Source organism: Stieleria marina, from assembly GCA_007741555.1.
GTDB lineage: Bacteria > Planctomycetota > Planctomycetia > Pirellulales > Pirellulaceae > K23-9.
Map to the genome: position 1 here is coordinate 5,762,190 of CP036526.1, position 25,386 is coordinate 5,787,575.

General features: G+C 55.6%; 25 protein-coding genes. 14 read left to right on the forward strand and 11 right to left on the reverse strand.

Features of this window, described 5'->3' with window-relative positions; genetic code table 11:
* Window positions 1-22: 22 nt before the first annotated feature.
* The 7 genes from rplV to rpsJ form a co-directional block, all read right to left on the reverse strand.
* Window positions 23-382 (reverse strand): 50S ribosomal protein L22, encoded by a 360-nt coding sequence (rplV, locus tag K239x_RS20395; protein ID WP_145420112.1) that lies wholly within the window; start codon window positions 380-382, stop codon window positions 23-25.
* A gap of 68 nt (window positions 383-450) precedes the next feature.
* Window positions 451-723: a 30S ribosomal protein S19 gene (rpsS, locus tag K239x_RS20400; protein ID WP_145420114.1), complete on the reverse strand. Its 273-nt coding sequence runs from the start codon at window positions 721-723 to the stop codon at window positions 451-453.
* Between the two features lie 74 nt (window positions 724-797).
* Window positions 798-1,658 (reverse strand): 50S ribosomal protein L2, encoded by an 861-nt coding sequence (gene rplB / locus K239x_RS20405; protein WP_145420116.1) that lies wholly within the window; start codon window positions 1,656-1,658, stop codon window positions 798-800.
* 84 nt (window positions 1,659-1,742) lie between these two features.
* Window positions 1,743-2,066: a 50S ribosomal protein L23 gene (gene rplW / locus K239x_RS20410; protein WP_145420118.1), complete on the reverse strand. Its 324-nt coding sequence runs from the start codon at window positions 2,064-2,066 to the stop codon at window positions 1,743-1,745.
* Window positions 2,063-2,725: a 50S ribosomal protein L4 gene (rplD, locus tag K239x_RS20415; protein WP_145420121.1), complete on the reverse strand. Its 663-nt coding sequence runs from the start codon at window positions 2,723-2,725 to the stop codon at window positions 2,063-2,065. Before rplD ends, rplW begins: the two co-directional genes overlap by 4 nt.
* Window positions 2,726-2,734: 9 nt before the next feature.
* Window positions 2,735-3,376: a 50S ribosomal protein L3 gene (gene rplC / locus K239x_RS20420; RefSeq protein ID WP_419190103.1), complete on the reverse strand. Its 642-nt coding sequence runs from the start codon at window positions 3,374-3,376 to the stop codon at window positions 2,735-2,737.
* 367 nt (window positions 3,377-3,743) lie between these two features.
* The gene (gene rpsJ, locus K239x_RS20425; protein ID WP_145420124.1) at window positions 3,744-4,070 is read right to left on the reverse strand and encodes a 30S ribosomal protein S10; all 327 of its coding nucleotides are present in this window, start codon (window positions 4,068-4,070) and stop codon (window positions 3,744-3,746) included.
* A gap of 265 nt (window positions 4,071-4,335) precedes the next feature.
* On the opposite strand from rpsJ, the gene K239x_RS20430 reads away from it, so the two are divergent.
* Entirely contained in the window at window positions 4,336-4,851 is a 516-nt protein-coding gene (locus tag K239x_RS20430) for a DUF2752 domain-containing protein (RefSeq protein ID WP_419189210.1), read from the forward strand.
* A gap of 6 nt (window positions 4,852-4,857) precedes the next feature.
* Here the strand turns inward: K239x_RS20430 and K239x_RS20435 are convergent, their stop codons facing one another.
* Entirely contained in the window at window positions 4,858-6,534 is a 1,677-nt protein-coding gene (locus K239x_RS20435; protein ID WP_419189211.1) for a DUF1559 domain-containing protein, read from the reverse strand.
* Window positions 6,535-6,845: 311 nt separating this feature from the next.
* On the opposite strand from K239x_RS20435, the gene K239x_RS20440 reads away from it, so the two are divergent.
* Window positions 6,846-7,556, forward strand: coding sequence for a hypothetical protein (locus K239x_RS20440; RefSeq protein WP_145420128.1), 711 nt, complete (start codon window positions 6,846-6,848; stop codon window positions 7,554-7,556).
* 215 nt (window positions 7,557-7,771) lie between these two features.
* Here the strand turns inward: K239x_RS20440 and K239x_RS20445 are convergent, their stop codons facing one another.
* Together K239x_RS20445 and K239x_RS20450 are read right to left on the reverse strand one after the other, a co-directional pair.
* On the reverse strand, window positions 7,772-9,529 hold the full coding sequence (locus K239x_RS20445) for a hypothetical protein (RefSeq protein ID WP_145420130.1): 1,758 nt from the start codon (window positions 9,527-9,529) through the stop codon (window positions 7,772-7,774).
* Between the two features lie 223 nt (window positions 9,530-9,752).
* Window positions 9,753-11,597, reverse strand: a complete 1,845-nt coding sequence (locus tag K239x_RS20450; RefSeq protein ID WP_145420132.1) for a hypothetical protein — start codon at window positions 11,595-11,597, stop codon at window positions 9,753-9,755.
* Window positions 11,598-11,938: 341 nt separating this feature from the next.
* Between K239x_RS20450 and K239x_RS20455 the strand changes: the two genes are divergently transcribed.
* The 5 genes from K239x_RS20455 (at window position 11,939) to K239x_RS20475 (ending at window position 17,317) form a co-directional block, all read left to right on the forward strand.
* Complete coding sequence (locus tag K239x_RS20455; protein WP_419189212.1) at window positions 11,939-12,811, forward strand: hypothetical protein; 873 nt, start codon at window positions 11,939-11,941, stop codon at window positions 12,809-12,811.
* Between the two features lie 91 nt (window positions 12,812-12,902).
* A complete protein-coding gene (locus K239x_RS20460) occupies window positions 12,903-14,108 on the forward strand; it encodes a GTPase family protein (RefSeq protein ID WP_145420134.1) in 1,206 nt (401 codons plus the stop codon).
* Complete coding sequence (locus tag K239x_RS20465; protein WP_145420136.1) at window positions 14,105-15,655, forward strand: dynamin family protein; 1,551 nt, start codon at window positions 14,105-14,107, stop codon at window positions 15,653-15,655. The genes K239x_RS20460 and K239x_RS20465 overlap by 4 nt, the downstream gene beginning before the upstream one ends.
* A gap of 114 nt (window positions 15,656-15,769) precedes the next feature.
* Window positions 15,770-16,636: a glycoside hydrolase family 16 protein gene (locus K239x_RS20470; protein WP_145420138.1), complete on the forward strand. Its 867-nt coding sequence runs from the start codon at window positions 15,770-15,772 to the stop codon at window positions 16,634-16,636.
* Window positions 16,637-16,987: 351 nt separating this feature from the next.
* Window positions 16,988-17,317: a hypothetical protein gene (locus K239x_RS20475; protein WP_145420140.1), complete on the forward strand. Its 330-nt coding sequence runs from the start codon at window positions 16,988-16,990 to the stop codon at window positions 17,315-17,317.
* A 141-nt stretch (window positions 17,318-17,458) separates the two neighbouring features.
* Here the strand turns inward: K239x_RS20475 and K239x_RS28855 are convergent, their stop codons facing one another.
* Window positions 17,459-17,758: a hypothetical protein gene (locus tag K239x_RS28855; RefSeq protein ID WP_419189213.1), complete on the reverse strand. Its 300-nt coding sequence runs from the start codon at window positions 17,756-17,758 to the stop codon at window positions 17,459-17,461.
* Between the two features lie 96 nt (window positions 17,759-17,854).
* Between K239x_RS28855 and K239x_RS20480 the strand changes: the two genes are divergently transcribed.
* The 7 genes from K239x_RS20480 (at window position 17,855) to K239x_RS20510 (ending at window position 25,366) form a co-directional block, all read left to right on the forward strand.
* Window positions 17,855-18,193 (forward strand): hypothetical protein, encoded by a 339-nt coding sequence (locus K239x_RS20480; RefSeq protein ID WP_145420142.1) that lies wholly within the window; start codon window positions 17,855-17,857, stop codon window positions 18,191-18,193.
* A gap of 63 nt (window positions 18,194-18,256) precedes the next feature.
* Entirely contained in the window at window positions 18,257-19,864 is a 1,608-nt protein-coding gene (locus K239x_RS20485; RefSeq protein WP_145420144.1) for a hypothetical protein, read from the forward strand.
* The gene (locus K239x_RS20490) at window positions 19,861-21,117 is read left to right on the forward strand and encodes a hypothetical protein (RefSeq protein WP_145420146.1); all 1,257 of its coding nucleotides are present in this window, start codon (window positions 19,861-19,863) and stop codon (window positions 21,115-21,117) included. Before K239x_RS20485 ends, K239x_RS20490 begins: the two co-directional genes overlap by 4 nt.
* Window positions 21,118-21,167: 50 nt before the next feature.
* Window positions 21,168-21,683, forward strand: coding sequence for an A24 family peptidase (locus K239x_RS20495; RefSeq protein ID WP_145420148.1), 516 nt, complete (start codon window positions 21,168-21,170; stop codon window positions 21,681-21,683).
* 97 nt (window positions 21,684-21,780) lie between these two features.
* Window positions 21,781-23,001 carry a Flp pilus assembly protein CpaB gene (gene cpaB / locus K239x_RS20500; protein WP_145420150.1) on the forward strand — a complete coding sequence of 407 codons (1,221 nt, stop codon included), beginning with the start codon at window positions 21,781-21,783 and terminating at the stop codon, window positions 22,999-23,001.
* Entirely contained in the window at window positions 22,998-24,419 is a 1,422-nt protein-coding gene (locus K239x_RS20505) for a TadA family conjugal transfer-associated ATPase (protein WP_145420152.1), read from the forward strand. The genes cpaB and K239x_RS20505 overlap by 4 nt, the downstream gene beginning before the upstream one ends.
* The gene (locus K239x_RS20510; RefSeq protein ID WP_145420154.1) at window positions 24,416-25,366 is read left to right on the forward strand and encodes a type II secretion system F family protein; all 951 of its coding nucleotides are present in this window, start codon (window positions 24,416-24,418) and stop codon (window positions 25,364-25,366) included. Before K239x_RS20505 ends, K239x_RS20510 begins: the two co-directional genes overlap by 4 nt.
* Window positions 25,367-25,386: the final 20 nt, after the last annotated feature.

Genomic DNA, 25,386 nt, shown 5'->3' on the forward strand with positions numbered 1-25,386 from the left:
ATCAACTGGCGAACCAGCGATCTTATATTTCGTCGACCGGTGTCAAACCAACTCGGATGTGACAGCTTCGCTTCTTGATCTGGAACGCGGTTCCACGCGACCGAGGCCGAATCCGCTTGAACATCGGGCCGGGATCAATGCGAACATCCGTCAGCACCAATTCTTCGACACGACGCGAACGTCCCGAATTCTGATCAGGGTCCTGTGCGTTTCCGACAGCACTCTTGATCACCTTTTCTAACATGCGTGCACCACGCTGCGACTGGTACTTGAGTGTGTCGAGTGCTTCGTCGGCGTACATGCCGCGAACCAGATCGGCCACCAAGCGAACCTTGCGGGCGCTCATGCGTGCGTTTTTGTGAAATGCGTTGAATTTTGCCATCGTATTTTCTCGTTGTTATTATCCGCTCTGCGAATAACGAGCCCCGCCAGGGCCTGTCGGGACAACTATTACTTCTTGCCGCCTTTGCCGCCGTGACCCTTAAAGGTCCGCGTCGGTGCGAATTCGCCTAACTTGTGCCCGACCATGTCTTCGGTCACTTTCACGGGAACGTGCTTACGTCCGTCGTGAACTGCGAACGTCACGCCGACGAACTCAGGAACGATCGTGCATGCACGACGCCAAGTTTTGATCGGTGTGTGACCGCCTTCTTCAGCTTGCTTTTGCACTTTGAAAAACAGCTTCGGATCGACGTACGGTCCTTTTTTCTGACTGCGACTCATAGGGAGCTTCGATTCGCTTTGATTGTTCTTGTCTGTTACTTACCGGAAAGAGAGCACTTGGCTCGCCGCTTTCCCTACTTGTGCAATTTCAGTTGCCCGTAACGCCGGCTTTTGCGACGACGAACAATTGCACTGTTACTTGGTTTACGTTTCTGACGTGTGCGGCCACCCTTGGCACTCTTGCCTTGCGGGCTCACTGGGTGACGACCACCCTTGGTCCGACCTTCACCACCACCGTGCGGGTGATCGATCGGGTTCATCGCTGTACCACGAACATGTGGGCGACGACCGAGCCAACGAGCTCGACCAGCTTTACCCAACACAACATTCATGTGTTCGCTGTTACCAACCGATCCGATGGTTGCACGGCAGACACTTGGAACTCGCCGAACTTCACCACTTGGCAAAGACAACTGAGCCCAATCTGCTTCGCGAGCCATCAAAGTCGCATAAGTCCCAGCACTGCGGCACATACTGGCACCGCCACCGATCCGCATCTCGACACAGGAAACCTGCGTGTTGAGCGGGATATTTTTCAGAGGCAAACAGTTGCCCAATGTTGGCGGCGCGTCCGGGCCGTTCATAACCTTGTCGCCAGCCTTCAATCCTGAAGGAGCGATAACATAACGCTTTTCGCCGTCAGCGTACTTCAGCAATGCGATTCGAGCCGAACGATTTGGATCGTACTGAATCGAATCAACAATCGCCTGCACATCGTCTTTCACTCGGCGAAAGTCGATGATGCGGTATTTTTGCTTGTGACCACCACCACGGTGACGCGCAGTGATCTTGCCTTGGTTATTACGACCACCGGTCTTACGCTTAGGCTTCAGCAGCGAACGCTCAGGCGTGTAGCCCTTCGTCAGCTCAGCAAAATCGCTGACCGACGCATTTCTGCGTCCGGCGCTGGTCGGCTTGTAGATTCGAATGCCCATGGCAATTTATTTCGTATCGGTGTGTTCTGTATTTTTCGTGGCGCCAGTAAGTCGCCAAACAATCTGTCGTGACTTCTGTGTCGATTAAAAGAAGTCGATCTTGTGATCCGGGTGAAGCTGAACGATCGCTCGCTTCCAATCACTCGTGCGGCCGAACCGCATTTTGTAGCGCCGAAGCTTGCCTTTGCGAGTCTGAGTTCGCACTTTGGCAACCTTTACGTCAAACAAAGATTCAACAGCCGACCGAACATCGGCTTTGGTCGCATCGCGATGAATCTCGAACGCATACTGATTGTGACGAGTCGCACGGTGAACACCTTTTTCGGTGACCAACGGACGAAGCAACACTTGATGCGGCTCCAACTGAATGCCGCCTTCTTTAGCAGCAGGTGGTTGAATGCGTGTCATTTCGTTTCTCCCTCAGCAGTCGCTTGCGTTGCAGCAAACGAGCCGTCTTTGATTTTGTCCAAGGCGTCCTTGGTGACCAACATTCGCTTGGGCTTGAGCACCGAAAGTGCGTTCAAGTCACTGACAGGCTGAATGTTCACGCCAGCAATATTGCGAGTACTCTTGTAGACAGCAGCGTCTTGATCGGCCGTCGCAACCAAAGTCGTGGTCGCGTCCAAACCCAAAGCTTTCAACGCCGCAGCCATCCGGCTTGTCTTTGGCTCATCAAAAGCCAACTTATCGATCACAACCAATTCGCCGTCGTCAATCTTGGAACGAATCGCCATGCGAGTCGCCAAACGAACCGCCTTCTTTGGCAGACGATAGCTGTAATCGCGGGGCTTCACTGTGCGAGCAACACCACCGCCACGACGGACGTTGGTTCGCTTGCTACCAGCACGAGCATTACCCGTACCCTTCTGGCGATACATCTTCTTGTTCGTGCCACTGACTTGACCACGAGTTCGCGTGTTGTGCGAACCCTGACGCAAGTTAGCCTGGTACATCACGACCACATCGTGCATCAACTGCTTATTCAAGCGATCAGCAATCTGCTCGGTGTCGATCTCGTACTTGCCGACTTCTTTGCCGGACTCGTCATATACATTTAAGCTGGCCATGATTGTCCCTTATACCTTGTTCGTCTGACGGACGGACACAAAACCACCATTCGGCCCAGGAACAGCACCGCGAATCAACAGCAAGTTGTTCTCGGCATCGATTCGGACGACTTCCAAATTACGAGTCGTCTGCTTGGCGTTGCCGTACTGACCACCCATGCGACGACCTTTGAAAAGCCGACTTGGCGAAGCACTGCAACCCGTACCACCAGCGTGGCGGTGAACCTTCTTGACACCGTGAGAAGCACGCTGCCCGCTGAAATTGTGCCGCTTCATGACACCCGCGAAACCTCGCCCCTTACTGGTGCCGGTCACGTCCACTTTCTTGACTTCGGCGAATTGCTCAACCGTTACTGTCGCACCGACTTCCAAGTCAGTCTCGCCGCGGAACTCGCGAATAAATTTCTGCGGTTCACAATCGGCCTTCGGAAGAGCATCAGCCCCCCGGCTCTTGGATCGCTTGCCCTCCAGCTTGGCAACATGGCCACGCTCGGAGCGAGCCGCCAAACGGCGAGGCTTATCCTCGAAACCCAACTGAACGGCCTGGTAACCATCGCGATCTACGCTACGGACCTGCAGCACATGACACGGACCAGCCTGAACAACCGTGACTGGAACCGCAGTTCCGTCTTCCAGGTAAATCTGAGTCATCCCGACTTTACGGCCTAGGATTGATGGTGACATATCTCTTTCGCCCTGCCTTATGCAGAAGCGCCCGTCGTTCGTTATGAATTTCAAGGCCGCCTGACGATTCTTCACCGCGACTAGTCGCAGCCAAGTTATCGCCAAGGCATCCGTTCATTCGGAAACCAGTGTTACTTTAAATTTACAAAACATGCGCTTCTCAATCGCACAGCCATGGAATCATCCATTACTGAATCAACGAGAGGCAAATCGCCCAGAGACGCACTTTCAAAAATGCGACACAACCGCCAACAGAGGGCGGTATGCTACCGAGACAATCGTATCCTGCAAGTCCATCGAGCAGATTTATTTAGCAAACCCACTCAACTTAAAACTACCGTGCTGACGCCTTAATCTTGATGTCAACACCTGCAGGCAGGCTCAACTTATTGAGCGCTTCGATCGTCTTGGCAGTTGCCTGGACAATATCAATCAAACGCTTGTGCGTACGAATCTCGTACTGCTGCCGCGCCTTCTTATTCACGAAAGGACTAGACAAAACCGTGTACCGCTCGACTCGAGTCGGCAAAGGGATCGGCCCATGCACTTCGCTATGAGTTCTTTTGACCGTATCAACGATTTCCTGAGCACTCTGGTCCAGCACGGCGTGATCGTATGCTTCCATACGAATTCGAATGACTTCGCTAGATCCGGCAGACACAGTGACAAACTCAGAAAAAGTTGGTAAGGAAATCGGGTAGTTGAGCCTTCCCGGGCAGAGACCCGAGATCGTCTTGGAGCCCAAATCGACCCAAAGTTGCTCGACGCAAGCGTTTGCCGCTTACGTGAAGGGCAAAAGTTAGAGCCACTTCATTTTTTCGTCAACGGCTCTTCGCCATTTCTTTCAAATCTTTTACCGGGTTTTTGCGGTGGAAGCGGAGCTGCTAGATTATTTGCACCTCCGTCCCCCGCCGCGAAGCAATCGATTGAACACCGAACTTTCTAACGAATTGCCAGCTAACACAGCCAATACTGTCGCGGTGGTCGCGAGCGAAACGGCAGACCGCAAGTCGTCGCAAATGCCGCAATTTGCGAGACTCACGGCACTTCTGCTCGGCCTGGGGCCACTCGTGTTACTAGGCGTCGCCCTGTCATTGCGGCCCAGCGAAGACGGCCTAGGAACGCACCAGCAACTGGGTCTGCCGCCGTGTAGCATGCGTGTCATCTTCGGCATCCGTTGCCCAGCCTGCGGAATGACAACTTCCTGGTCGCATTTCGCTCGCGGCCAATGGCTGCTGAGCGCAAATGCCAATCCCGGCGGTTTTCTACTAGCTGCTTACTGCTTTCCGTTCGCGGCATGCTGCTTTTGGACCGCGTCGAAGGGAAATCTCCCACCGACTCGCCTTCAAAACACGATGATCATGCTGTTATTGATGATTACGATCGTTTCGGTCGCCCAGTGGTTTTGGCATCTGGGACGCAGCGGAATCGCGAACTTTTAGACGCCGCTATTGCACGCTCCAACTGGCCAGACGGACATGAATCCGCCAGCGGCCGTCGATGTAACGAAACCGTAAATCGTCGAACGGCTGCCTGCCCGGAGGAAGGTTTAAGTGCAAGGTGATCGGAGCATCGCCGGAGATTTTGCGATCGACATAACCCGAATCGGGGTTGCTGAGCTCACGCCGCAAATTTTCGAGCGTCTGCGTGAGATATAGCTCAAATCGCTTGCCCCAAGCCGCCACAATCTTGTCGTCATGCAAATCACACTGAATCATCTCGGCAGCGAATTCGGCGTATTGCTTGTCGCCCAAAAGTTTGATCGAACGAGTGGCAAGGGCTTTTAGCTGCAGAGTCGCACGGTCCATCATCCGCTCGTTCTGCCTGGCCGCGTTTTTGGCATCCTGCGGCGCTAATTTCCGCGCCGAAATGTACTGGATCGCATTTTTCGGCGCGGACCAATAAGCGAGCGAATTGCCGGACAAGGCGATGAATTGACCGCTCACTTCGGACTGCCCATCCGCCAGCACCCACGTCTGCACAGGGCGGCGGCTCAAAACAGCCTGCTCACGATCGGTCAGCATCAGCGACCGGTTTTGAAAACCACCGTCATCACGGTCGACGACTTCCTTATTTGCCCTCGTCCCCACGGCACCCCACACCCCAAACGGACTGACGGAACCCGGCTTAGCGTGTTTGGCATCCGGATGAAGTGCGACGGTGGGCGAATTGTTTTTCCCTGCATCGATTGCATCGACAACAAAGAGAACGGCGCCGTCCGAAAAAGCAACATGCGCTCCTCCCATGTGATAGCTGGACGCGGAAATGACTCCTTCAAAATCGGATTGATCAGTCGTTGCTGACGACGAATTGGGCGGCAAAATCGCCTGAAATCCGCTTGATCGCAAGCAGCCATCCGCCCAACACGCGGACCGCGCGCCAGGCCAAAACATGGCACCAGGATTTTCGCTTGCGGCGATGCATTTCGATGGATCCAGCGACATTCCGGCAACGCCTTTTGCGACCGGTTTGCCGGCGATGCGCGACTCCGAAAACATCAAAGTATTGGACAGACCGTCCAGGCAATCGCGAAATCGAATGATGCGATTGCCGCAGAAAACGCCGCGATTGCTGGCCTTAACCGCCATCTCGACGAGCGGATCTTTCAGGTCCTGCGGCGAACCAACTCTGTCGACGGCATCACCATAATTCATCACGTAACTGGCGACGGTCGACCACTCGGCGGCATCCGGATCGTCCGGGCAGACCAGCAAACTTGGCCGCTTACTCCATGGCGAATATTCTGCCGGATCAAACCAGGGCACCGGCCCCATCGCGGGAAACGAATGCGAATCTGTCTGAAGCGGATTTGAGACTTCTTCCCAGAGCGATTGCTGTTGATAGAACGGCGAAAGCGCCACCCACGCGCTCAAGCGATCCTGGTTGCTTTGCCACGGTTCAGAATCGGGCTGCGCGGAACTTCCGCCCATCCCCTGCGGCAATCGCTTAAAGGCACTGTGATAGTTGTGCGCGGCCAAACAAAGCTCGCGAAGGTTCTGCACACACACGGACTTGCGGGCACCAACCCGATGCTGACCGATCTGCACCAACATCAATGACAGCCCCACCAAAATGGCACAGCAAACGACTACCAAATCAGTTAACGAGAATCGGCTCAAACGCATGGGTGACTCGCTCAAAGAAACTGGACGTGGGTATGTATTGCGTGGGGCAATTGCGTGGGGCAGCACCCCGGGCATTGCGTGGGCATCACGCGGGGGCAAAGTGCACCCGACATTGTACGGGCTGCAAACACACTCCACTGCCGTCAGGATTCGATGCCCATCGATGCCACAGCGGCGGCCGAACAATCGCGAGATAGCAAAAAGCCTCAGAATCGGTGTGGATTTGGGGACGTGATTTATCGTAAAGAACTTCGTGTGGGCGAAATTCGCCGACGTCCCAGTAACATTTGCTGCGCGAAAGGAATCGCCAGATGATCCGCCAATTTGCTTTCAAACAAGACTCATCGATGCCAGTGTCCACGTCGAACCGACGGGGAATGCTGGCTCGCGCCGGCTTGTTGGCGATGGCAGGTTTCTTGACCACGTCGCAGCCAGGCTGTCTCGGTGTTTACGCAAACCTGATGCACGCTGTGGGCGCCGACAAAGTGCCCGCGGCCTATGACGAACTAGAAGATTCGTCGGTTGCGATCATCACGGTGACCAACAGCAGCCACTACAGCGACGACACTTCGGCACGCCTATTAAGCCGCATGGTCGGGGACATCCTGACCAACGAAGTGGACGACATTGAATTGGTACGCGAAGACAAAGTCCAGCAATGGCGAGACACCAACGGCTGGGATTCGCTGGACTACCAAGGCCTGGGCCGCGATGTAAAAGCCGACAAAGTGGTGAGCATCGAACTGACGGATCTGACACTCCGCGAAGGCAAAACGCTCTTTCGGGGCAATGCCAGCGCGACCATCGCGGTCATCGATGTCACGTCCGGCAACACGGTTTACCGCCGATCGCTGGACGATTTTTCGTTCCCGACCAACGCGGGACAACACACCAGCGAAACCACCGAAGCAAGATTTCGCAAACTGTACCTGGGCATGCTGGCGAAACAGATCGCTCGCTCATTTCACGCCTGGGACATGACCGAAGACTTTGCGATCGACGGCACAATCGCCAGCCAGTAGCGGCGACAGCCTAAGAGAAGGGCTTCAGCCGACAGCGATCACCAAGCGACAGCGATCTCCAAATAACAGATCGCCAAATATCAGATCACCCGAATGCAGCGATCGCCAAGCAACATGGCCTGACGCATCGTTAAAACCGATCGCGTCAAAACCGATCGCGCCCGGCCTGTAATACCCGCGATTGGCCACAACCAAGCGGCCCGCAGGCCCTTGCGTCACTCCGGCGGCGCCAGTTCGTCCAAGTTCTCTGGAAACTTAGGTCCGCCCGCTTCGTCCAAAACCGGCTCTTCCGGCACGAGGGCTTTTTCGACCGGTTTGACAGCGACCACTCGGCTGACACCTGGCAGCAAAATGGGCTCTTGCGCCGCGACAGCGACGGCCTCGGGACCAGCGATTTCCTCCAGCATTGTGACCTGCACGTCCAACGCTTCCATCCATTTTTCCTGGGTGTCGTGCGCAGGTTCGTTGAGCGCGGTGATGACTGCTTCCATCTTGCTCAACCAGTCTTTCACCAACGCTTGATCTTCGGCTTCGACGGCGCCCAACAGCCCGCTTGAAGTTTCGCTTAGCGTTCTGGGAACCCCTGGCTCTCCGCTGCCGTTAACGCCTTTGTGCAACTGCTGCAGCACGTGATTCAGCTTGCGCCGCGACGCGATCACTTCGGGAGGCTGAGGATTGGCTTGAACACCGATGCCCATCCCCATGCCCATCTCCATTTCCATTCCCATGTCGCCCATGTCCATCCCCATCTGATCCATCCCCATTTCGCCCATGTCCGATCCCATTTGGTCCATGCCCATTTCACCATCCATGCCCATCGCACCACGCCCCATCGCGGCGGAAGGCGACTTTTTGGTCTCATCTTTTTTGGCAGACGCCATCGAATCGGCTGCCGTCGGCTGACGCGAGACTGGCTTGGGACGCTCAAATGCATTTAAGCGTGCGATCTCGTATTGAAAGGCCCGCATCGCACGAATGGCCCAACTATCGAGCACCTTGCTGGTCGAATCGACATTGCCACGCAAATCAGCGGACATCGCGCCCAGGCGTGCTGCGGAATGAAGTGCGATTAAATCATGACTCTTCGTTTCCGTGCTAATGCTGATCAGTTTTTTACCCAGTTCCGCGTCCGTCGCTCCTCGCAAGCTGGCCAAAATGTCGACTGCAAAACGCTGCAAATACGCGTGCACGTCAGCACTGCGGCCTTCCGGTGGATCACTGTCAAGCAACTGTTTCATCTCAGCTACCAACGTGGATCGCAGCGGATCGACGACCGACGGGGCCGCATAAATCACGTAGCGATGCACTGCATGCAGCGCCGCAGCACGCACGCCGTCCGGCGCTGTCTTGTCTTGGTAGATCGGAATAAATTCAGCGGGAATCGTTCGCAGCGGTACCGGCGGAGTTCGATTGGCATTGTTAGCCGGCGCGGTATCCATTCGCGAGATAAACAAAATGGCGTTGATCCGCGCGGCGGGCTGATAGTTTTCCTTGGCAATCGGCAACAACCCCGCATAAACCCATCGATTGATAAAAGTCGCTCCCGGCGCGTTGGATCGCTGAGCCGAATTCAATCGATCTCGGACATTCTTCATCAACTCGGTGATCTTCGTCACACCATCGGGCTGAGTGATCTTTGCGGGGACGTACAGCTGAAAATACCGCATCGCCCAGGTTCCATTCTCCCGTCCGACATCAGCCAAATTCCTTGCCGACGAAATCGACTTTGCGGCACTCTCCATTTTCTTGAAATTGGCTGGCTCTTCAAACGCCGGCGCAAGCGGCAGCACTTTGTACGGCGGTTGCCCCAAAGCACTCGATGCCATCAACGCGACGATACCTGCCGCCAAAAACCACGTCGCCAAAACGGCCAACACTGAACGCTGCTGAGCAACCTGCTTGGCCGACCACTCGGTCGCCACCGCTGGGGTGGGCTGGTCAATCGAGGTACGAGATCCGTTCCGATAGTTCATGCGTGCGTGTCCGCGGGTGAAAAGGTCGCTGGCGATTCAATTCGTCGATTGTCGACGCAGTCCCGGGTAAACCGAGGCTTGCATCGACCGAAATCTGCCAACAGAAGAGTCGGTCCGATTATCCCCGACATGCCCCCCAATCGTCAATCAATTTCGACGCTTAGAAGCCATTTTAAATCACTCCGCGTCGAGTCTTACCGTCTTTGCGGGCCAAAACGAACGCTCAAACGTCGGTTTGCCGGCTCGCTGGCTCGGCCATCCAAGCCATCGGGGCCGCTCCGGAATCCGCTGGCGGAATCGGGGCGGCGGCATTGGGCTGGCCAGCTGCCGCCGGCTTTACGGCATCGGCTGGGGGCGAAAGTGCTCGCGAAAGCTGCTGTAGCTTGGCCGACTGGCTCTTCAATTCGTCCAAATAGCTGGCCCGCGTCGACAACGAATCACGGTTGATCGAATCAAGGATCTGATGAAGCCCTCGCAGCCAATCACGCACCACGACTTGGTCCTCGCTGGCGACCGCCGCCATCAAGCCACGCCGCTGAGCGAGCAAAGCGCGTTTGCGACTGCCGGTCGCTCCATAATTCAGCTGCTGCACAACAAAACTCAGCTTGCGGCGCGACATGACAATCTCGGGTGGCTGCACAGCGAACTGACTTGGCCGCCCCATTCCACCAGGCATCTCACCGCCGGGAAAATCCTCCATCATGCCGTCCGTAGGATCCATCCCGTCAGCGGGATCATTGCGCATGGGGTTATTGTGCCTGGGATCCTGCTGGCCGGCACGCGCTCGATTGGCCATGCGGCCTCTGCCGTTTGCCGGACGTGCTCTGCGAGCCGCCTGCGCCATCGCGTCAGGCGAACGCGGTTGCCGCGCCGCGACGGGCGGACGTGTCATTGATTCCAACCGATCGATCTCGCTGTCAAACGCTTGCGCGACCAACGTGGTCCAACTGGCCAAGATCTTCCTCGAAGCTCCCTTTCCGCCGATCAAGTTTTCGCGGACCGTCCCCAATCGTGACGCCGCGTGCATCGCCAACAAACGATGGCTCGATTTGTCCGTGCTAATACTGACCAACTGCGCACCAAATCCATTCTTGCGTTTTTTGTCGTCACGATCCTGATCCGCCGAAGCCTGCATCGCCGCCAAGATGTCGATGGCGAATCGCTGTAAGTACGCATGCGCTGCCGCGTCGCGCCCCTCGGGCGACTTGTCGGTCAACAACGTTTGCATCTCTTGGACCAGCGAGTCTCGCAGAGTTTTTTGCTCCGGAGCCTGCAAACGGTCCGCCGCCAAACTGGCGTAGCGATTCAAACCTTTCAGTGCCGCGGCACGCACACCGTCGGAATTGGCCGCGTCTTGATAGATCGGCAACAACACCGACGGGACGACCGAACTAGGCACCGGCGGTTTCTTTTCCATCAAGTCCGCTGGGACGACATCCAATCGCGAGATCAACAAGATCGCATTGATGCGTGCCGCCGGTCGGTAGTCTCCTTCGGCGATCGGCCGCATTCCTTTGTACAACCACCCCATGATATTTCGTGCCCCCGGCTTGCCCGTTCGATTTGACCGCGAGACACGTTTGCGGATCGTCGTCATCAAATCAGAAATTTCGTCCATCGAAACATCCTGCGTGATGCGAGCCGGCAAGTAATGCAGATAGTAGGCCCGCGCGTATCCCTCGTCGGCAAACTTTTCGATCGATTCGGCAAACGCATAATTCTTGGACGCTGACACCATCCGACGCATGTTCGCCGGATCGTCGAACGCCGGGTTCATCGCCATCACACGGTATCGCTCGGTCGCGGCTGCGGGAGCCATCGCAAACGTCGCCGTCGCCAACAATACAAGGGCACCCATGCAAATCGCTTTTACGATACGCCCTCGATCGAATCCGGATTGCCGAAAACACTCTTTTTCAAAACACGCCCGCCCGCCCAATCCCCGATCGCCCAATTCCCGTTCGTTGAATGCCCGATCGTTGAATGCCCGTTCGCCTGGCTCTTCGATCGCGTGTTCGGTTGGGCGCTGCGCAGCACCAACGTTCAGGTTGACCTGATGTGAATTCATTGGATTGTCCCCACTAGTCGTTAGCGGTCGCCGATCGCAACGCCGGTGAGGTGCCGCGAACAGCAGAAAAGATGAGAAGAGAAGTACCCCCATTATTCGGCGAAACGGCTGTCTACGTCAAATTTTTCGTCAGCGCCCCGGCCTCGCTTCCTGCCTACACTCGCCTGCCAACCACTGTTGTTCGCTCGGGGGTGGTCATCCATGGGCGTGTCAGGGAAAACAAGCAGGCAGAAAAACCAGGAAAACCGTCACGAAAACACTCGCCGTCGTCTGCCTGCAATAAAAGACCATCGAGGCGAATTTCAAAGACACTTCGGCAGAGCTTGAGGGAACGCATCGCGATGACATCTTCGAAACGCCCCACCGGTTCGACAACGGCTCGGTCTGCCAAGAAACCGTCGCGACCGAGTGCGACCGGAACAATTCGTCCGCGCGACCCGGCGAAGCTGTCCAGTTTGGCGGGCGAAGTCGCACTGCGAAAATTCAAACGCGCTGATGTTCATCGCTGGCAACAAGAGATCCACGACCAAACGCTGATGCTAAGTCGCACGATCGACCGGCCCAACTTTTCGCGCGTCAGCAACGATGATGTTTCGCGAATGATTCGCATGTACGACGACCGTTTCTTTGACGGAAAAGTCCTGCCACTGGCACGCGCCGAAGGCATGAAGTTCGCGCTCTCGTCGCGGATGACTAGCATCGCTGGCAAACTGGTCACGCATTACCCCGAAGGCACCCACAGCGGCCGCCGATCGTTTGAACTGGTGCTGTCGACCACGCTTTTGTTTCAAACGTTTGAAGATGTCAGCCGTCCTGTCGAAGTCACCGGGCGACTGTGCAAAGATCGACTCGAAGCCATGCAGCGGATTGCCGAACACGAATTTGTGCACCTGATCGAAATGCTGATTTGGAATGACGGAAACTGCAGCGAATCCAGATTCCAATCCATCGCACTACGGTACTTTGACCACACCGATTTCCGGCACGACCTGATCACCCAACGTGAACGTGCCGCACGAAAGTTTGACGTGCGAGTCGGCGACCAAGTTCGATTCGCACGCGACGGACATTATCTGATCGGCCGCGTCAATCGAATCACGCGCCGTGCGACCGTCTTGGTCCCCAATCCCGAAGGCGAAAAGTTCGCCGACGGCAAACGTTACGTCCGCTACTACGTTCCGCTCGAAAAGCTGCAAAGAGTTCGTGCCCGTTGAGCACGTTTCGCCATGCAAACGACACTCTGCTTTTCCGACCACAGACGGACCTCCGCCTCGGTTTCCTCATCAAAACGTCTTTGCCGCAAACATGCTTTCCTGGCTTCGCAACCGCCGCTCTGCCCCCGACAACGACGCGCAGTACCAAGCTCAGTTGGAATCGCTTCGCAAACAAGCGCCCGTGCCGGAAATTTGGCTCTTCGGCAAAACCGGCAGCGGCAAGAGTTCCGTCGTGCGATACTTGACCGGGGCAAGTGACGCGGTCATCGGCGAAGGCTATCGCCCGGAAACCAAGGCCTCCAGCCGATTCGATTTCCCCAACGCAACCGAACGGCTGCTATCGTTTTTGGATACACGTGGCATTGGTGAAGCATCGTACGATCCGGCCGAAGACATCGCGGCGTTTTCGCAAACCACGCAGCTGATCATCGTCACCGTCCGCGTCGCGGACCATTCGCTCGAAGGACTGCTGCAGCCGCTGCGACGAATTCGCAAAACAGATCCCCAGCGCCCCGTGCTGCTGGTGCTGACCTGTCTTCACGAATCCATGGCCAACGACCAGGACATTTCGGCGGGGCTTGATCCATTCGATTCGGAGCCCGACACGAACCCTGACGCAAACCCAACCCCGGGCCCAGTCGCCAGCCCAGTCGCCAGCCCAATCCCCGAGCGACTTGCGACCCTCATCGACCAAAAACGACAGCAGTTCGCCGGTTTGTTTGACGCCGTCATCCCGATCGATTTGACTCGGCTGGAAGACGGTTTTGCTGACCCCGACTTTGGCGGCCAGCGCTTACGACAATCCATCCTGGACCAACTCCCGCAAGCCTATCGCCAAGCCGTCTTGGCACTGCATCACCCGCAGCTGGCGACAGGTTCGCGGCAACGCGCCCACTGGCAAGTCCTGGCCTCCAGTGCCCTGGCGGGAACAGCCGGCGCCGTCCCCGTGCCCTGGGTCGACATTCCTGTTGTCCTGGCAATCCAAACTCACTTGGCTGTCAAGATCGCCAAGATCTACGGTCAAGAAATCACGCCGGCCCGCTGGGCAATTCTTAGCAGTGCCGCGGGCTCGCGCATCGCCGTTCGCTTGGCCATCCGCGAAGCACTCAAATTCATTCCCCTGCTGGGCATCGCTGCCGGTGCTGCCGCATCGTTTGCGTTCACGTACGCGCTGGGAATGTCGTGGGATTGGTTCTTTGCGGATCTTCGTCGCGGCAACGTTCCAACGACCGAACAGCTGCAAGAAGTCTTTGGCGAACAACTCAAACGGGGTCATCAACTTTGGCGAGCGTCATGAATTGGCTGCGGCGAACCGGAATCCGACCTCGCTTGGTCGTCCTGACATTGCTTTGGCTCCTGCCGGTTTTGTTCTACGGAGCTGCTGGCATTGCCGCGCTCTACCAGACAGGCTGGTTCTATTGGCTGCTCTGGACGCTGCCGCCAATCTGGACGCTGGCCTGGCTACTGGGTCGTTGGTGGCCAGCGGCAAAGCTAAGCGAAACTTCCGACGGCGCACCGCTCAAAGCACCGGAGTTCTGGACACCCCATGATTTGGCCGCCGTCCGCATTGTCGAAAAATTCCGCAGTGACGTCGCCGACGTCAACGGCGAATCCATTGCCGACACCAATCGTTATCTTGACGATGCCAAATCGCTCGCCGAATTGTTGGCCCAGCACTATCACGCCGCCGACGGAAAATCGTTGCTGCATCCCTTGACGATTGTCGAAATCCTCTCGGTCGTGCACCTTGCCGTCGAAGACATGGAACAATGGATTCTGGAGAACATCCCCGGCAGCGACTTGGCGACCGTGGGCCAACTGGAGCGAGTCCCCGGGTGGGTCAACGCAGCCGACGTGGCGCAGAAAGCGTTTTACTTTGGATCGGCCCTCTTTAACCCGTCCAAATTGTTGGCGTATCCCCTGTGGCGAAAATCCGGTCGTCTCACGATCGAATTGCGAGACGAATTGATCCGTCGTTTCTATCAACGTTACCTTCGACAGCTCGGATACTATCTGATCGAAATGTACAGTGGCCGGCTCAGTGGCGGGTCGCGCCGATACCGATCTCAGTTTGGGCGGATGGCCGACGCCATTCATCAAGCCGACGGGGACCTCAGCGTTCTGCAGAACCTTGACGATGTCAGCACCACGATCGCCGTCATGGGCCAAGTCAAAGCCGGTAAATCTTCGCTGATCAATGCGCTGATGAATCAAGACGTCGCCGCAACCAGCATCTTGCCCGAAACAAGAGAGGTTCGGCAGTTCAAGTATTCGCTGCCGGGCTCCAGCAATTCGCTGCTGTTGCTGGACACGCCGGGTTACAACGAAGCCGACGTGACCAAACAGCAACACCAAGAGATCGCCAAGGCGGCGAAACTGGCCGACATCATCGTGCTGGTCATGGCCGCCAACGTGCCTGCCAAAGACGCCGACGTCCAAGCCGTCCGCAGCCTGCTGAAACAGTACGAATCACAGAAACAGTTGCAGCCCCCCAAAATCATCGGTGTTCTCACGCACATCGATCGCCTGCGTCCAGTCAGAGAATGGTCACCGCCGTACGATTGGCGAACTCCCGATTCCGCCAAAGAAGTCTCGATCGCAGAATCAGTTCGCTACGCCCGCGAATTGTTTGGCCAGTCGATTGCCGGATACGCCTGCGTCTACACCGGCGAAGTCCACGATTCGGATACCAGTGTCGCCGATGAACTGGTCCCCGAATTGCTGAAGTATCTCGACCACGGTCACTCCGCCGCAATCTTAAAAGCGTTCTATCAGCGACTCAGCCAAGAACGCATCAAACAACTGACTCAGCAAATCATCGGGCTACTTCGCACGCTCCGATAAACGAACTGACCGATCGCAATACGACGCGCAGCGCAGTTCCGCTGCCATTGCCATTGCCGCGTCTGCATTTCTCGCAACAATCCAGCCATTCATTCCTCAGCCCGATCGATCATCATGCCCATCGCAAAGCCATTCCCCGTGATCGCCATCCCTTGCTGGCTGGCCATGGCAATTTTGACCGCCACGTGCCCTGCGCAAGACAACCAAACGCCGGCGAACATTCTGCAACACAACACGGCTGAATCGCCCGCTACTACCAGACTGGTTTGGCACGATGAATTTGACGGCGAATCGCTGGACTATGGCAAATGGAACATCGAAGTCAACGCGTTTGGCGGCGGCAATCACGAACTGCAAATCTACACGGACCAGTCCAAAAACGTGCGTGTCGAAAACGGTCACCTTGTTTTGGAAACGCACCAAGGCAGGACGGACGTCAACGGAACCGAGCGAGACTTTTCGTCAGGCCGCGTCCGCACCAAACACCGCGGCGACTGGAAGTACGGACGAATCGAAGTCCGTGCCAAACTCCCGATCGGCCAAGGAATTTGGCCGGCCATCTGGATGCTGCCCACCGACGACACCTACGGCGGCTGGGCCAACAGCGGCGAGATCGACATCATGGAATACAAGGGCCAGGAACCCGACGTCATTTGGGGCACCCTGCACTATGGCAAGCGTTGGCCCGACAACACTCATACGGGCGACACATTCAAACTTGCCATAGGAACGTTCCACGATGACTTCCATCTCTTTGCCGTCGACTGGCGAGAAGGAAAAATCAGCTGGTACGTCGACAACCGCCTGGTGCAGACTCAAACCAAGTGGTCCAGCCACGGCCATCCGTTCCCCGCCCCGTTCGACCAACGGTTTCACTTACTACTGAACCTAGCCGTCGGCGGTCAGTTCGTCGGACCAACCAATGACAAGACCAAGTTCCCACAGCAATTCCTGATCGACTACGTACGCGTCTACCAATAGCTTCGCCGGTGAAATCATGCGAGCGAATGGTGTCGAGGGTTCTTCAATCTCGCAAACGCGAGTACATACGGCTGTATACCTATTTTACCGTTTTTTTCCGCAACTCTTTGGTGGTCGAACCAAAACACCTCAAAATGCGCAACGACGCAATCGACAAACTCAAAAGTTTTGTCTGCGCGGTCTGGCAACCGAACTTTGACGCCCGCGCATTCTCCGAAAAGCAAATGCGTTTGAGGGTTAACCCTCAAACGGCGCTTTACATTTTAACACGTGAACGTTGCTTCAACCGTGAAGTGACCGCGGCAGCATGCCGTGTTGTTCAAGATGTAATTTCTAATCGGAGTAAAGACAGTGAAAAATACTGCAAAGAATCTTTGGAACGACGAAGCTGGCTTCGTTGTTTCTGTTGAATTGGTTTTGGTTTCGACAATCGCCGTTTTGGGCCTGATGACTGGCCTGACAGCTGTACGTGACGGTGTTGTTTGCGAATTGTCCGACACTGCTGGTGCCGTGCAAGACCTGAATCAGTCGTACTCATACAACGGCGTTGTCGGTCACTCTGGCGCAACCGCCGGATCCGACTTCAACGACGCATTGGACTTCTGTGACAGCACCGACGACCTGTCGGGCCGCGCTGACAACTGCATCACGTTCGACGGCGCACCTGTCAACGAACGATAGTCCAAACTTTGGACCAATGCGGAGTCGGCGCACGCCAATGTGCGTCGGCTCTTTTTGCGCAGTCTGCTAGTCGGCAGCCTGCAGTGTTGCTGCGTGGGGGCGCAGACGACTCTACGTCAGAAAAACGAACGCACGGGTAAATCAGTGAAGAACGCACACAAAGGAATGGTCAAAAACCAAGCCGATTTTGTCGTCCCTTCCAAGCGTGTCGTAGTCGTCACGATCGCTGCCATCGAACCGAATGCGAGCTTTGATGCTGCGCCAAACAGATTCGCTGAACTTTCTTGCAAAGCTACGAGCGTTCAAGACTCGAACCAATCCTGCGTACTGGTAGGAATTTCTCGGCTTAGATCTGACACAGCAGTCGACCACTTGCACGACCAGCATGAATTTGGCGACTCGCCCGACGATCGTTTCGGCCCTGCCAAAGTCTGCCTCCACCGCATCGTCCCTCCCGTGGATAAATGCTATTGATCAGCGACCCACGACGAGTGACGTAGCCCACCGCGCAATTCCTTCAACGTTTCCAAAACGAAAATGCACCAGCCAAACGAAAGCCTCACGATTGCGCAGCGATGTCGCGATTCTTTCGTCAAGCTTTGGCAAGATGAAGCTGGCTTCGTGGTTTCGATGGAGCTGATTCTTATCGTGACCATTCTGGTGATCGGAATGATTGCCGGACTCACTGCACTTCGCGACGCAGTGGTGGGCGAGCTGACGGACGTCGCCCGTAGTGTTCAGCAGATGAACCAATCCTACTCAGTCAACGGCGTTGAAAACGGATCCGCGTCCACCAGCGGCTCCGGATTCCAAGACCACAACGACGGCGGCTCGTCTACGTGCATCGTTGTCTTCGGTCCGCCGGACGAGTCCTAAATCACAAGCCTTCGACGCTTGATGATACCCAGCCAAACATTCACCAACACGGATCGTAGTTTAATGTCCTCAGGTCAACTCACAGCAGGCGCAAAATACCAGCTGCAGGCAACGCTTCCTGAAAACTTTGCGCTCCGTTCACACCACGCTGCAACGGTTGGCGCATTCGTCGTTCTGTTTCTCTATTTTGGCTATCTGCCCGTCACCAATCCTTCAACGTGGGACGCTGCTCTCAGCGAGCAGTCGGGGAGTCAAGTCACGCAGCTGCTACCACTTTCCGAAGGCATCCGTCACATCGAAATCGGAGCCGCTGGCAAACGCTTGATTGCGATGCTGCACTCTTGGGGTGGCTCCGAAATGCTGTCCCTTTCGTTTGCTGTTCTACAAACAATGACGCTCGCAATTTGGGCTGCCATCTTCCTACGACTATCGGATCGACGTTGGGCCGCGATGGGCGTCGTCGTGGTCGTCGTAGCAAGCTTCCCGTTCTTGAACGGTTTGACGGCAGCGACGTTTGGCCAACTGGTGTTTGCGGCCCTAGCATATTGTCTTTCCCGCACCCGAGCGCGAACTGAAGCCCCCACTATCGCAAGCGACCTAAAACTGTCGTCGGCCTCCTACCGCTTGCGTGCCACGATGGTCGTTTTGTTTTGCGTTTGGGCCAACCTACACGGTTCGTTCGTGGTTGGACTTGGGTGGCTAGGAACCTTGGTTGCGGCTCGTTTTCTGACGACCGTCGGGAGCAACGGGCTACGTGAATCGCTGTTCGACGAAGAATTCAAGTCACGTGTTTGGTTGCTGGAACTAGCTACGCTCGCCACGCTTCTGACACCCAGCGGAGTACAATTGTGGGCCGCAATGTGCTGGTGGCCAGACAATCCCGTCCTGCAAGAATTGGGTGGGATCGCACCGACTGTCATGACTAGCTGGATTGGCGTTTCAGTCCTTCTTCTCTGGGCCTCGGTCGCCATCGGCACACGCAATCGCAACGTGAACCTGGCTTGGTTGCTTCCGCCCGCACTGCTAACCGTCGCAACCGGATTTTCTAGTCCAATGATTGTATGGTTCGCGCCGTTGATGATGGCTTCGATCTTCGCAGTCCTACGCAATTCAGAGAATGACGCAAAACATCCATCGATCACGCCCGATGAAAATTGTGATGACAAATCTGCCGGTCAGGTAGGCCAGAAGAACGAAACTCTGCGATTCGGTTTCACGCTATTGGCCGGTTTGCTGCTGTGGTTTGGCTTCGCCTTTTCGCCTTGGGCATCTGTGTTGCTCGGTGGAAAATCGAGATCCGAAACGCAACTCACTGGTTCGCAGTACCCACACGAAGCGGTCAGTAATCTGACCAGTCATGGAGACCACCAACTCCTTTTCTGTCCAGCGGAATGGAGCGACTGGATCCAGGCACAGTCGGCGACTCCCGTGTTTGTAAACAGTGATACGAGTCGATTTCCTAGCAGCGTGCAGAGCGATTACTCGTTGATCTATCGAGGCGAGAACAATTGGAAAAGCGTTGCGGAGAAGTACGCTCTAAGTCACATACTGATCGATCGGCAGCAGCAAAAACAGTTGGTCCGGCGTTTTCGCCAAACACCTGGAGACTGGAGAATCCAGTACGAAGACAAAGACACAATCCTGTTGGTATCTGAGGCCACTCAATCATGAAAGACTTGATCAAACCCTTCTCGTCTGCCAGAGAAATCTTCACTGGTGGCATCGGTTTCGTGTCTCTTCAGTTTGTGATCCTGGCCACGATCGCCATCGCTTCGGTTCAGACCGTGCGAGAAACAAACAATCGACCGACGCAACCCGCATTTAACGAAACTCCAAGACACGTAGGACCACGGTACAACTACAAGTTCGTGGTTTCTGACGATCAACTGTCGGCTGTTTTGCAAAAGTTGCATCCTGTCTTTTCCGAAGTGCCAACGAAAATCAATTTCGTCGATCACGCCATCCGCATGTGGGACGACGAAGCGACATTCGACGATGAATCGCTTAGCGGCCAGCAGATGCTAAGCCTCCTGTTGGACAACGATGAGTTCGCAAAAGTCTGGGGCCAGTCAATGCCGCTGGTTCAACGATCAGAGCATGGAATCGCCGTGAACACGCAGCAAGGCCGGCCTTCGGTCAGTCACGTTGATCACTTGATGGGAACCCTGGCCGAAATTGGCGTTCCGCTTTCGTATCCAGTCCGGACTCCACACGGCAAAGACCAAGTGGCAGGCATTTTGCAAAATGCCATCCGCAATTTCCGTGTCAATCAACGCGAGTACGAGTGGACGGCACTTGCTGCTGCGTTCTACGCGCAAGATGGGCGTCCTTGGTACACGGTCGAAGGACAAGAAGTTGACTTTAACGTCATGGCGAAACGCATCATGCGTCAGACGCAACCACTAGGCGTTTGCTACGGTCAACACCGACTGTACACACTGACCATGTTGCTGCGAATCGATGAACAGATTCAAGACAAAAACGATGAAGCTGCCCACCGTTTGCTGACCACACAGACGCGGCGAGAAGTCTTGGACTATCTGCAAGGCATGACGCAACGATTGTTCCATTCGCAGTCGTTAGCCGGTTATTGGGACGGCAATTGGCCCGATGCGAACAAGCCAGTTCCGGATCCAGATACGGACCCGCTCAGTCGACGAATTTTGGCCACGGGTCACGTTTTGGAATGGTGGGCGATGGCTCCGCAGGAACTTCATCCACCACGCGAGACGATCGTCAAAGCGTCGCAGTGGTTGGCCAAAGAAATCATCGCGATGGATGCTCACAAAGTGGAGAAAAACTTCACCTTCTTGTCGCATGCCGGGCGTGCTTTAGCTCTGTGGCGTGACTGTTTCCCTGCTGAATTTGAACGCAACTACAAACCGCAGCACCAAGAGCCAATGCAGCTCACTCAGTCGCGGTAATCGCGAACGATCGCACCCAACACTCAACACAAACCATCAGGAATCGGACCATGGAACTTGACGCAACAACAATCGCAATGGTCATTCTGTTTTCGACCATCGCGCTGGTGACGGACTTAAAGAACCGTCGAATCCCGAATTGGCTGACGGTTTCATCGGCGATCGCTGGATTGGCCTGGCACGCCTGGAGCGGTGGACTTGCTGGCGTTGGAACCTCGCTGGGCGGTTTCGCAACAGGATTCGGCTTGCTGTTATTGCTTTGGGCCATCGGCGGTGGCGGCGGCGGAGACGTCAAATTGATGGGTGCTGTCGGAGCGTGGCTAGGTGCCTTTCCGACCTTGTTGGTATTCGTCGGCAGCGCCGGTTTTGCGATTGTCTGCACGATCGTGTTGGTAACTTTGAAGCGAATGCATCCAGCGCCCGTTGGAACCGACCAAGCTGAATCACAAAGTGACGCGGCGGAAGGAGACTCGAAGTTGAGTTCGGTATTCAATTTCACAGTGCCCTACGCATTGCCTGTGGCCATGGCAGTTTGGTCGTTGGCTTTGCTGAATCTTATGAAGTAGGCGTCCCAATTGCCTTCTCGCTCGCTAAGGCTTGACCTGCAAGCAGAAGGGCAAAACAGAAACCCACTCTCGTCCTCCTATTCAGGTTCGCCGACCCATGAAAAACGAAACCACCAGCAAGATCAACTCGAGCACGATCCTGCTCGGGTTCGTGGCAATCGTCGTCGGCTTGGTAGGAACCTACACCGTGCGGATCGCATTGGCGTCCGCGCCAGCGGTCCAGCAGGAGCCACAGGCGGCGGAGAAGCCACCAACCAGGATGACGGTTCCGTTGGCCAGCCGTGACATCCCGGTCGGTACCGAAATCACTTTGGATGACATCGCGCTCTATCGCATGACGTCCCAAGAGATCAAAGAGACGATTGACGCGAAGACGTTTATGACCAACCCCAGTCAAATCATAGGCAAAATCGTACTGGCTAGTCTCAAACGCGGTCAGACGTTTGACACAAAAGATCTTTTGCCAGCTGGAAAGGTCCCTGGCGTTTCGGGTCGACTCAAGCCAGGACTCCGAGCGGTTACGGTCACGATGACGCCGGAAAATGCGCTGCTGGGTTTTGCCGGGGCAGGCCAACGCGTTGATGTTCTCTTTCACTATGGAGAAGGCACGGTAGACGGTACCTCAACGTCCGATGCGTCAGCTGCTACCGGAGCCGATACTGCTGGCTTCCGTCCTGGGCACCACGATTTCAATCCGCCGCGACGCAGGGATTACCACGGAAACACACTGGGTGGAAGCGGCGATTTCCTGGGTTCTGGTGCTTTCCAAAACGCTACTTCGACGTTGATTCAAGACTCAGAAATTCTTGCGTTGGACGACCAAAGCACACCATCCGATTTGGCCAGTCCGCTGGGTGACAAAGAAATGGTTCGTGTGACGCTGGCAGTTTCGCCACGGCAAGCCGAAGTGTTGCGAGTGGCATCCGGTCACGGAAAACTGTCGCTTACCCTGCGTTCGCCAGACGACGGAGGCAGGGTCGTTTTAGAAGACCCCATCACGCTCGCCAATATCATGTCGGTTGATCATTCCCTGCACGTTATGGAAATCTACCGTGGTCAGTCTCGGTCGCAGTTGAGCTTTGGAAGCAAACGCTCCATCACGAAACGAAATTTCGACGAGCCACGCATCGCCGAACGTAATCGCAACCCTGATCCGGCCATTAACACTGAACGGGCTCGCAACGTGCAACGGGATGACGCTGAACAGGCTCCCGTCGCTGAGACCACCGCTGACCAATCCGGATTGTCCCTCACATTGGCGAACCCCCACGGCGACCCTTCGGGATCCAATCCTGTGAAAGCGGAGGCTGGCCAATGATTGCGCCCCTCGAATCATTCGACTCAAACCAGACACCGGGCGCCCACGAATCCACGGAACCGTTGGCCGTAGCACGGGCAAACACCTTTGCATCTCAATCCGATGAAATCGCGTTTCAACAAAAGAAACAGCAAATCCATCAGCGGATGGTTGGCTGCCTGGACATTGCCGCACCGCACGAATTTAAGTCACGCGAAGCACTGGATGAACTACGCGGATTCATCGAGATGTTTGACGACGAAGTCGACTTGTCGGCGGACGAACACACTCGAATGATGGTCGAATTGCCTTGGGAACTTTTTGGCAATGGCCCGTTGGAGCCACTTTTGGCTGACCCGGATGTAAGCGACATCTTGGTCAATCGGGCACACGAAATCTTTGTCGAACGCAACGGCTTGCTAGAGCCATGTGACGTCATTTTCGCTGATGACGCACACTTATTGCAGATCATTCAAAGAATCGTCACGCAAGTGGGGCGGCGCATTGACGAATCTTGCCCGTTGGTGGATGCACGACTAGCAGACGGTTCGCGAATCAACGCGATCATCGCGCCGCTTGCTTTGGACGGGCCCAAGCTTTCGATTCGACGATTTGGCAAACGACACACAAGCCTTCAGCATTTGGTCGACAACGGAACGCTAAGCCAATCGATGGCGGCCTTTTTGCGGGCCGCCGTTCAAGCTCGCCAAAGCATTCTGATCTCGGGCGGAACAGGATCGGGAAAGACGACGATGCTCAATGCGCTTTCATCGTGCATTCCAAACGATCAACGGATCATCACAATCGAAGATTCTGCGGAATTGATTTTGCAGCACCCCCACGTTGCTCGACTGGAGACGCGGCCAGCTGGTAGCGAAGGCGTCGGCGAATACAGCCAGCGAGATTTAGTCCGCAATAGTTTGCGAATGCGTCCCGACCGGATCATCGTGGGTGAAGTCCGCGGCGCCGAAGCCCTGGACATGTTGCAAGCCATGAACACCGGACACGAAGGATCGCTGACAACTATTCACGCGAACGATACGGTCGACGCGATCTCGCGGCTGGAAATGATGGTCGCCATGACAGGGCTGGATCTCCCTTCCGCCGTGGTGCAATCTTACATCCGCAGCGGCATTTCGTTGGTGGTGCACCTGGCACGTCAGCAAGGTGGGTCGCGTTGCGTGATGCGAATCTCAGAGCTGCTCTCAGCACCCGGCGGTATGGAATTCCGACACGCTTTCTCCTATCGACGCAGTGGCGTGGATGCCAATGGGCTAACGACGGGAAAGTTTGAAGTGGGTGATCGGCCCGAATGCGTCGATGTCTTCCCCGAATTTGGCGTTCAGTTTGACGACTCGGCGTTCAGTCGACTGCAAACCGCCCAGAGCACAGACGCAACGGATTGCACTGCAGATGGCACGATGGATAACGCAAAATGATTTCCCTCGTCGACGTGTTCGTGTTTTGCGCATTTGTGACGGTGACCGGTCTAGCTGCCCTTCTGGTCAAACGCAGAAAAAGCGAATCTGAATCAACGCCAGAGGATTCGCCGCCCCCAGCATTGTTGCGAGTCCGTCGCGATGCCGCGCTGAACAATGATGTGCTGAAAAACGCCGCTCAACCCGCTTCGATGCTTGTGCGACTGGATCAAGCATTCGAGCGAATCCTAATTCGCGGCGGCGTCCAAAGTGATCGTGGTACTTGCACCGTGCTGCTGATTTGCGTCTCGCTATTGGCTGCGATCGTGGCATTTGTGCTGGAGCTTCACGTTGCCGTGCAAGTGTTGTCGATGATGGGCGTTTTGACATTGGGCGTGATCGTGTTTTATGCACGGATGACCATCCGAATGAACAAGTTTGCGACACTCTTCCCAACTGCGATCGAATTGCTGGCCAGAGCCACCAAATCGGGATCCAACTTGGAAAGCGCTTTCCAGATCGCCGGACAGTCTTGCGAAGAACCCATCAAAGGTGAATTCTTACAATGCGTCCGTCAAATGCAATTGGGATTAACGCCGGCTCGCGTTGCCGAAGACTTAGCGGAACGAATTGATTCTGTCGAAGTTCATCTGCTGTCGCATACGATCGCGGTCCATCAGCGTCTGGGCGGCAAGCTTTCGGATTGCCTGGAGCGATTGTCATCATCGATCCGGGATCGATCGCAATGCGAAGACAAAATCAAATCCATGACCAGCATCGCTCGGTACTCCGTTGCCGGCATCGTATTGATGGGCGTTTTTGTGCTGATCTATATGCTGACGGTCGAACCTGAATACGTCGACAATTTGTTCACATCCAGTTTAGGAATGAAACTCTTGGTGTATGCAGGAGTCTCGGAATTGGTTGGCCTGATCTGGGTCGGGCTGGCATTGAAGTCCGACTTATAGATGCCGCTTGCGACCAGCGT

Excerpts from the sequence above, each read along its gene's own strand:
- K239x_RS20480 (WP_145420142.1), top strand. The coding sequence starts at position 17,855 with ATGCACCAGCCAAACGAAAGCCTCACGATTGCGCAGCGATGTCGCGAT.
- K239x_RS20460 (WP_145420134.1), top strand. The coding sequence starts at position 12,903 with ATGCTTTCCTGGCTTCGCAACCGCCGCTCTGCCCCCGACAACGACGCG.
- K239x_RS20505 (WP_145420152.1), top strand. The coding sequence starts at position 22,998 with ATGATTGCGCCCCTCGAATCATTCGACTCAAACCAGACACCGGGCGCC.
- K239x_RS20455 (WP_419189212.1), top strand. The coding sequence starts at position 11,939 with ATGACATCTTCGAAACGCCCCACCGGTTCGACAACGGCTCGGTCTGCC.
- K239x_RS20510 (WP_145420154.1), top strand. The coding sequence starts at position 24,416 with ATGATTTCCCTCGTCGACGTGTTCGTGTTTTGCGCATTTGTGACGGTG.
- K239x_RS20470 (WP_145420138.1), top strand. The coding sequence starts at position 15,770 with ATGCCCATCGCAAAGCCATTCCCCGTGATCGCCATCCCTTGCTGGCTG.
- K239x_RS20435 (WP_419189211.1), bottom strand. The coding sequence starts at position 6,534 with ATGCGTTTGAGCCGATTCTCGTTAACTGATTTGGTAGTCGTTTGCTGT.
- K239x_RS20485 (WP_145420144.1), top strand. The coding sequence starts at position 18,257 with ATGTCCTCAGGTCAACTCACAGCAGGCGCAAAATACCAGCTGCAGGCA.
- rpsS (WP_145420114.1), bottom strand. The coding sequence starts at position 723 with ATGAGTCGCAGTCAGAAAAAAGGACCGTACGTCGATCCGAAGCTGTTT.
- K239x_RS20495 (WP_145420148.1), top strand. The coding sequence starts at position 21,168 with ATGGAACTTGACGCAACAACAATCGCAATGGTCATTCTGTTTTCGACC.
- rplV (WP_145420112.1), bottom strand. The coding sequence starts at position 382 with ATGGCAAAATTCAACGCATTTCACAAAAACGCACGCATGAGCGCCCGC.
- K239x_RS20490 (WP_145420146.1), top strand. The coding sequence starts at position 19,861 with ATGAAAGACTTGATCAAACCCTTCTCGTCTGCCAGAGAAATCTTCACT.
- K239x_RS20450 (WP_145420132.1), bottom strand. The coding sequence starts at position 11,597 with ATGAATTCACATCAGGTCAACCTGAACGTTGGTGCTGCGCAGCGCCCA.
- rplD (WP_145420121.1), bottom strand. The coding sequence starts at position 2,725 with ATGGCCAGCTTAAATGTATATGACGAGTCCGGCAAAGAAGTCGGCAAG.
- rplB (WP_145420116.1), bottom strand. The coding sequence starts at position 1,658 with ATGGGCATTCGAATCTACAAGCCGACCAGCGCCGGACGCAGAAATGCG.
- K239x_RS20445 (WP_145420130.1), bottom strand. The coding sequence starts at position 9,529 with ATGAACTATCGGAACGGATCTCGTACCTCGATTGACCAGCCCACCCCA.
- K239x_RS20465 (WP_145420136.1), top strand. The coding sequence starts at position 14,105 with ATGAATTGGCTGCGGCGAACCGGAATCCGACCTCGCTTGGTCGTCCTG.
- rplW (WP_145420118.1), bottom strand. The coding sequence starts at position 2,066 with ATGACACGCATTCAACCACCTGCTGCTAAAGAAGGCGGCATTCAGTTG.
- K239x_RS20440 (WP_145420128.1), top strand. The coding sequence starts at position 6,846 with ATGATCCGCCAATTTGCTTTCAAACAAGACTCATCGATGCCAGTGTCC.
- cpaB (WP_145420150.1), top strand. The coding sequence starts at position 21,781 with ATGAAAAACGAAACCACCAGCAAGATCAACTCGAGCACGATCCTGCTC.
- rplC (WP_419190103.1), bottom strand. The coding sequence starts at position 3,376 with ATGACTCAGATTTACCTGGAAGACGGAACTGCGGTTCCAGTCACGGTT.